Origin of the sequence: Streptomyces sp. NPDC097107 (genome assembly GCF_044762405.1) — a bacterium.
Taxonomy (GTDB): Bacteria; Actinomycetota; Actinomycetes; order Streptomycetales; family Streptomycetaceae; genus Streptomyces; species Streptomyces thinghirensis.
The window spans coordinates 55,065-61,764 of record NZ_JBIWEF010000024.1 but is presented as its reverse complement, the minus strand read 5'-3'; the positions used below and the strand labels follow the sequence as shown (position 1 = coordinate 61,764).

The following is a 6,700-nucleotide window of genomic DNA, read 5'->3' as shown; positions in this document are numbered from 1 at the left end:
CGTCGTCAACGGCCCCGGCGAGGCCCGCGAGGCCGACCTCGGCGTCGCCTCCGGCAACGGCAAGGGCCAGATCTTCGTCAAGGGCGAGGTCGTCAAGACCGTCCCCGAGTCCAAGATCGTGGAGACGCTGATCGAGGAGGCCATGAAGATCGCCGAGCAGATGGAGGCCGACGGCGTGGCCTCCGGCGAGCCCTCGGTGGCCGTCGCGGGCTGATCCACCCTGCTCCTGCCGCGTCGCCCTGGGGGGCGGCGCGGCATATTCGTGGCAGGTACAGTGCGGGGACCAGCAGATCTCAGGGTGAGGCCCCCGCACGTGTTGACGCAGACCACCTCCCGCGTGCTCGAACCGAGCGACCTGGACGCCGCGCTCGCCGTCCTCGACCGCGAGCCGGTCGCGAACGCCTTCGTGACCGCCCGGGTGCAGATCGCCGGCCTCGACCCGTGGCGGCTCGGCGGCGAGATGTGGGGCTGGTACGAGCACGGCATGCTGACCTCCCTGTGCTACGCGGGCGCCAACCTCGTCCCCATCTGCGCCACCCCGCGCGCCGTCCGCGCCTTCGCCGACCGCGCCCGGCGGGCCGGCCGCCGCTGCTCCTCGATCGTCGGCCCCGCCGACACGACCGCCCAGCTCTGGCGCCTGCTCGAACCGGGCTGGGGCCCGGCCCGCGAGGTCCGCACCCGCCAGCCCCTCATGGTCACCGGCCGCGTGCCCGCCGGCATCACCCCCGACCCGTACGTCCGCCGCGTCCGCAGGGACGAGATGGAGCGGATCATGCCGGCCTGCGTGGCGATGTTCACCGAGGAGGTCGGCATCTCCCCGATGGCCGGCGACGGCGGCCTGCTCTACCAGGCCCGGGTCGCCGAACTCGTCGCTTCCGGCCGCTCCTTCGCCCGCTTCGACAGCGCCGGCAGGGTCGTCTTCAAGGCCGAGATCGGCGCCGCCACCGACCGCACCTGCCAGATCCAGGGCGTATGGGTGGCCCCCGAGTACCGGGGCACGGGCCTCGCGGCACCCGGCATGGCGGCGGTCCTCCGCCACGCCCTCACGGACGTCGCCCCGGTGGCGAGCCTGTACGTGAACGACTTCAACACGGCGGCACGACGGACGTACCAGCGGGTGGGCTTCCAGGAGGTCGGCGCCTTCATGAGTGTGCTGTTCTGAACGCTGCGGGAAAACGCCGGCTCCGGTCCCGCCGTGAGCGGCGCCTGTGCCACCGCACCGGCGCTGACCGGCGAAGCACCCGGGTAGGCTCCCCGCCATGGAGCTCGTGATCGGCCCCTTGGACCTCGCCGCGCACGTGGACGAGGCCCTCGCGGTCCAAGCCGCCGCGTTCGGACTCGGCCCCGACGAGGTGGCCGTCCGACGACAGATCGTCCTGCGCCACCTGACCTACCCCGGCGCGAGAGCCCTCGGCGCCACCGTCGGAGGCGACCTCGTCGGCTTCGTCTACGGCATGCCCAACGACCGCTCCCACTGGTGGTCCACCGTCGTCGAGCCCTACCTCCGCGCCCAGGGCAACGACACCTGGCTCGACGACTCCTTCGTCATCACCGAACTCCACGTCCACCCGGCCCACCAGAACCGAGGTCTGGGCCGCTCCCTGATCACCACGATCACCGACGCGGCCGCCGAACCCCGCTCGATCCTCTCCGCGATCGACCGGGACAGCCCCGCCCGCGGCCTCTACCGCTCCCTCGGCTACCAGGACCTCGCCCGCCAGGTCCTCTTCCCCAGCGCCCCCAAGCCGTACGCGGTGATGGGCGCCCCGCTGCCCCTGCGCAGGCAGGCGGCCGGTCGTTAACCGATTTCCACCGCACCGGACCCCCCGGCTAACCTCCTAGCACCACCCTTACGCAGCAGGAGACACGAGAACCATGGCCAACGCACCGGTCCAGCGCATGTCGAAGTTGATGGCGAAGACGCTGCGCGACGACCCGGCGGACGCCGAGGTCCTCAGCCACAAGCTGCTGGTCCGCGCCGGCTACGTGCGCCGCACCGCCGCCGGCCTCTGGAGCTGGCTGCCGCTCGGCAAGAAGGTCCTCGGCAACGTGGAGCGCATCGTCCGCGAGGAGATGGACGCCATCGGCGCCCAGGAGGTCCAGCTCCCCGCCCTGCTGCCGCGCGAGCCGTACGAGGCCACCGGCCGCTGGGAGGAGTACGGCCCCGAGCTGTTCCGCCTCCAGGACCGCAAGGGTGGCGACTACCTCCTCGGACCCACCCACGAGGAGATCTTCACCCTGCTGGTGAAGGACCAGGCGTCCTCCTACAAGGACCTGCCGGTCATCCTCTACCAGATCCAGAACAAGTACCGCGACGAGGCCCGTCCCCGGGCCGGCATCCTGCGCGGCCGCGAGTTCCTGATGAAGGACTCCTACTCCTTCGACGTCGCCGACGAGGGCCTCGCCGAGTCCTACGCCCTGCACCGCGCCGCCTACCAGCGCGTCTTCGAGCGCCTCGGCCTCGACTACCGCATCTGCGCCGCGACCGCCGGTGCGATGGGCGGCTCCAAGTCCGAGGAGTTCCTGGCCCCGGCCGAGGCCGGCGAGGACACCTTCGCGGACTGCCCGAACTGCGACTTCGCCGCCAACACCGAGGCGATCACCTACGCGCTCAGGCCGGTGGACGCGGCGGACGTGCCCGCCGCCGAGGACATCCCGACCCCCGACACCCCCACCATCGAGACCCTCGCCGCGTCGCTCGGTGTCCCGGCCTCCGTCACGCTGAAGAACCTCCTCGTCAAGGTGGACGGCGAGATCGTCGCCGTGGGCGTTCCCGGCGACCGCGAGGTCGACATGGACAAGGTCGAGGCGCACTTCGCCCCGGCCGCCGTCGAACTGGTCACCGCCGAGGACTTCGTGGGCCGCCCCGACCTGGTCCGCGGCTACGTCGGCCCGCAGGGTCTGGGCGAGAAGGTCCAGTACATCGCCGACCCGCGCGTGGCGCCGGGCACCGCCTGGATCACGGGCGCCAACAAGGAGCACACGCACGCCCGGAACGTGGTGGCGGGCCGTGACTTCGAGGTCGACGCGTACGTCGACGTCGTCGTGGTCCGGGAGGGCGACCCCTGCCCGAAGTGCGGCACCGGTCTCAAGCTGGACCGCGCCATCGAGATCGGCCACATCTTCCAGCTGGGCCGCAAGTACACCGACGCCCTGAAGCTCGACGTCCTCGGCCAGAACGGCAAGCCGGCCCGCGTCACCATGGGCTCCTACGGCATCGGCGTCTCCCGCGCGGTGGCCGCCCTCGCCGAGCAGCACGCCGACGACAAGGGCCTCGTCTGGTCCAAGGAGGTCGCCCCGGCCGACGTCCACGTCGTCGCCGCCGGCAAGGCCCTGCAGACCGAGCTGGCCCTCGACGTCTCCGAGAAGCTGTCCGCCGCCGGCGTCCGCGTCCTGGTGGACGACCGGGCCGGCGTCTCCCCGGGCGTCAAGTTCACGGACGCCGAACTCATCGGCGTACCCCGGATCCTGGTCGCCGGACGCCGCTCCGCCGAGGGCGTGGTCGAGCTGAAGGACCGCCGTACCGGTGAGCGCGAGGAACTGACGGTCGAGGAGGCCGTCGCCCGCCTCACGGCCTGACGCCCCGGGCCGACGGCGGCCCATGACGCGGAGGGGGCGGCGTACTCCGGCGCGGTGCCGGCGTACGCCGCCCTCGGGCGGAACGGGTTGCGGGAGGTGGCGATCGGGGCGGGCAGCGGTGCCCGGAGGCAGGCTCACTCAGCAGGAACGTCAGCGGATCGCACTCGGACTGGCCGACGGCCTCGCCTACGCGGAGATCGCCAGACGCCTCGACCGCCCGACCTCGACGATCACGCGCGAAGTGATGCGCAACGGCGGCCCCACCGCCTACCGTGCCGACCTCGCCCACCGCGCCACCGAACACCGCGCCCACCGGCGCAGGCAGCCCGCGCCCCGGGGCCCGAAGGCGCCGCCGCAGGCCCACGGACGCGACGCCGACGCCGTGCGTGAGTACGAGGAGGTGTCCGCCACCGTCCTCATGGCCTCGGGCATGCCCAAGATGATGGCCCGGGTCATGGCCTGTCTCACCCTCACCGACTCCGGCAGCCTCACCGCGTCCGAACTCGTCCAGCGCCTCCAGGTGAGCCCGGCGTCCGTCTCCAAAGCGATCGCGTTCCTCGACGAGCAGGCCTTCGTCCGCCGGGAACGCGACGAACGCCGCCGCGAGCGCTATGTCGTCGACGACGACATCTGGTACCAGTCGACGGCGGCCAGCGCCCGTTCCATCGCCCAGGTCGTCGAGACCGCACGGCAGGGCGTAGGCGTCCTCGGCTCCGGCACTCCGGCCGGCACCCGCCTGGAGAACGTCGCCCGCTTCCTCGACTTCGTCAGCGAGAGCACCGCCCGCGCCGCCGAGCGGGCCCGCGAGGTCCTCCACACGAAAGCCAAGACGCCCGGGCCCGTGGCGCCGGACGCGGAGACGACGCGGTAGGGAGCCGGGACAGCGTGTTCAGGCGCCGCGTCGACTCCCCACCCCGCCCTCCGGCGCCCTACAGCCAGCTCGCGAACTCCAGCAGCAGTTCCGCGTCCTGCTCCCGGCCCACCCGGCGGGCCCGTACGCCCGACTCGACAGCGCGGAACAGCGTCCAGCCGCGCAGCCGTTCCTGGTCGACCTCCAGCGACTCCGCGAGCCGCTTGACCCGCCGCCGGGTCGTCGAGGCGCCCGAAGGCTGGGCGATGAGGTCCTCCACCCGGTCCCGCACCAACCGCGCGAGGTCGAAGGCGCTCTCGCCGACCACCGGGTCCGGGCCCACGGCGAGCCAAGGCATCCGGTCCCCGGCGAGCACCTTGCTCTGCCGGAACGTGCCGTGCAGAAGCCGCGCTCCGGGTGGCGCGGCCAGCAGTTCCTCGCGGGCCGCGAGCGCCGCGTCGACCAGCGGCGCCACCTCGGGGCCGGCCACCGCGCCCGCCCGCATGGCCTCGGCCTGCCGCCCGGTCCGCTCGGCCACGGTCTCGAAGGGGTGACCGGCGGGCGGCTCGACCCACAGCCGCCGCAGCGTCCCCGCGGCCTCCAGCAACGCCTTCGCCTCGGGCAGCGACCGTACCGACACGTCGGGATGCAGCCGCTCCAGCAGCAGTACGCCCTCCGCGGTCTCCGCTTCGAGCAGCTGTACGGCGCCCAGTCCGCCCCAGTGGGAGAGCGCGGCCCGCTCGCTCTCCGGGCGCGCCCGGCGCGGGGCCAGCTTCAGCACCGCGGGCGTTCCGCCGGCCGTCCGCACCAGGACCACCAGGCTGCTGCGCCCGCCGGGCACCTGCACCCGCTCCGCGGTCAACTCGCGCAGCGTCACGGCCCGCTCCGCCGCTTCGGGCAGCTTCTCCAACCAGTCGTCACCGTCCGGTGCCGTCTCACCGAGCGCCCTGACCAGACGCCGCGGCGGTTCGAAAGCCATGCGCGAGCCGTTCCCTTCCCGTACGGGCAGCCGTACGTGTTACGCGGTCGGTGTCCCCGAAGCCGAGGCAGGAGCCGGGTCCGGGGCCGGGCCCTGGTCCGACGCCGCGTCCGGGGTCGACGGGCCGCCGGCCCGCTCGGCGAGCCCAGGGAAGGCTACGCTCCCGCCCCGCCAGCGCACCGCCCGGACCGCCGCCTCCCGCAGCGCCCCGGCCGCCGCGGCCCGGCGTTCTCCCTCGGCCGCCCGCACCAGGTCCGAATAGACACCGGCCACGCGCTCCTCCAGCTCTGCCGCCAGCCGCGCCGCCGCCGCCGAGTCCGGCACCTCGAAGGGCAGCGCGTACCCGGCCGAGGCGGCGACCGGCTTGCCGCCGAGGTCGCGCACCTTGCGCGCCAGCGCGTCCCGCCGCGCCCGGTGCGCGTCGTAGGCCGTCCGCGCCTCGGTGCGCCGTTCCTCGCCGACCCGGCCGCCGACGACGCCGTAGCCGTACACGGCCGCGTGCTCCGCGGCCAGCGCCGCCTGGACGGCGTCCAGTTCCCGGTCCTCCGCCTCGCTCACCCGTCACCCTCCGTCAGCAGATACACGTGCGCGGATCCGGCCGCCGCCACCGAGGCCAGCAACCGGGCGAGCTCGCCCGGCACCTCCAGCAGCGCCCCGGCCCGCCGGTCGGCCAGCTCCCGCTCGGCGGCGGCGAGCAGGGCCAGGGCGTCCTTCCCGGCCGCCGGTACGGCAGCGGAGCCGTCCTGCGGCCCGGCGGCCCGCGCGGAGACCGAGGGCGACGCCTTCGGCGAGGCCGCACGCACGGCACCGAACGCCTCCGCGTGCCGCACCACCTCCGTGTGCAGGGGCCCCAGCCGCTCCGCCAGCCCCGGATGTGCGGTGATCACCGCCGCGTACCGCCCGGCCAGTTCTTCGCTGTCCCGGGCCGCACGCGCGCGTGCCCGGTCGGCGGCCGACGGAGTGCCCTCCGTGCCGCCGTCGCCCGGCCCGCCGGAACAGCCGACGAGCAGGGCGGCCCCGGCGGCCGAGGCGAGCAGGGTCCTTCTGCGCGGCCCCGAGGGCAGGCGCGGCGATGAGGAAAACGACACGGCAGACGTCCTCGACAGGCTCGTACGGAAGCGACGGCAAAGCGACGGGCGAGCGGCGGGAAACCCGCGATGCGGCCTGCCCGTGATCACGGTACCCGGGCCCCGGCCGGGCACCGGTCATCGGCGCCGCCGGTCCCGGGTGGACGGCAACACCCCCTGGGACCGGATACCCTTTGACCAGACACGCGCCCCATCCCACAACAG

At 74.1% G+C, this 6,700-nt stretch carries 8 protein-coding genes; 5 read left to right on the top strand and 3 right to left on the bottom strand.

All coding sequences use genetic code 11. The features are described 5' to 3' along the window. The 5 genes from ACIQ1J_RS34390 to ACIQ1J_RS34370 all read left to right on the top strand — a co-directional run. A partial coding sequence (locus tag ACIQ1J_RS34390; protein ID WP_403563154.1) for a flavodoxin-dependent (E)-4-hydroxy-3-methylbut-2-enyl-diphosphate synthase occupies positions 1-214 on the top strand: 214 nt, incomplete at its 5' end. A 99-nt stretch (positions 215-313) separates the two neighbouring features. Next, entirely contained in the window at positions 314-1,162 is an 849-nt protein-coding gene (locus ACIQ1J_RS34385) for a GNAT family N-acetyltransferase (RefSeq protein WP_403563152.1), read from the top strand. 97 nt (positions 1,163-1,259) lie between these two features. Continuing rightward, positions 1,260-1,802, top strand: a complete 543-nt coding sequence (locus ACIQ1J_RS34380) for a GNAT family N-acetyltransferase (RefSeq protein ID WP_210963927.1) — start codon at positions 1,260-1,262, stop codon at positions 1,800-1,802. 73 nt (positions 1,803-1,875) lie between these two features. Further along, a complete protein-coding gene (locus ACIQ1J_RS34375; RefSeq protein ID WP_403563150.1) occupies positions 1,876-3,579 on the top strand; it encodes a proline--tRNA ligase in 1,704 nt (567 codons plus the stop codon). 118 nt (positions 3,580-3,697) lie between these two features. Further along, positions 3,698-4,450: a helix-turn-helix domain-containing protein gene (locus ACIQ1J_RS34370; RefSeq protein ID WP_403563148.1), complete on the top strand. Its 753-nt coding sequence runs from the start codon at positions 3,698-3,700 to the stop codon at positions 4,448-4,450. 58 nt (positions 4,451-4,508) lie between these two features. Here ACIQ1J_RS34370 and ACIQ1J_RS34365 read toward each other — a convergent pair whose 3' ends face one another. From ACIQ1J_RS34365 to ACIQ1J_RS34355, 3 genes are read right to left on the bottom strand one after another with little or no spacing between them, the layout of a single operon-like run. Beyond that, positions 4,509-5,408, bottom strand: coding sequence for an aminoglycoside phosphotransferase family protein (locus ACIQ1J_RS34365; protein ID WP_403563146.1), 900 nt, complete (start codon positions 5,406-5,408; stop codon positions 4,509-4,511). 39 nt (positions 5,409-5,447) lie between these two features. Next, positions 5,448-5,966 carry a DUF4439 domain-containing protein gene (locus tag ACIQ1J_RS34360; RefSeq protein ID WP_403563144.1) on the bottom strand — a complete coding sequence of 173 codons (519 nt, stop codon included), beginning with the start codon at positions 5,964-5,966 and terminating at the stop codon, positions 5,448-5,450. Next, complete coding sequence (locus ACIQ1J_RS34355) at positions 5,963-6,496, bottom strand: hypothetical protein (protein WP_403563142.1); 534 nt, start codon at positions 6,494-6,496, stop codon at positions 5,963-5,965. Before ACIQ1J_RS34355 ends, ACIQ1J_RS34360 begins: the two co-directional genes overlap by 4 nt. Between the last annotated feature and the right edge of the window lie 204 nt (positions 6,497-6,700).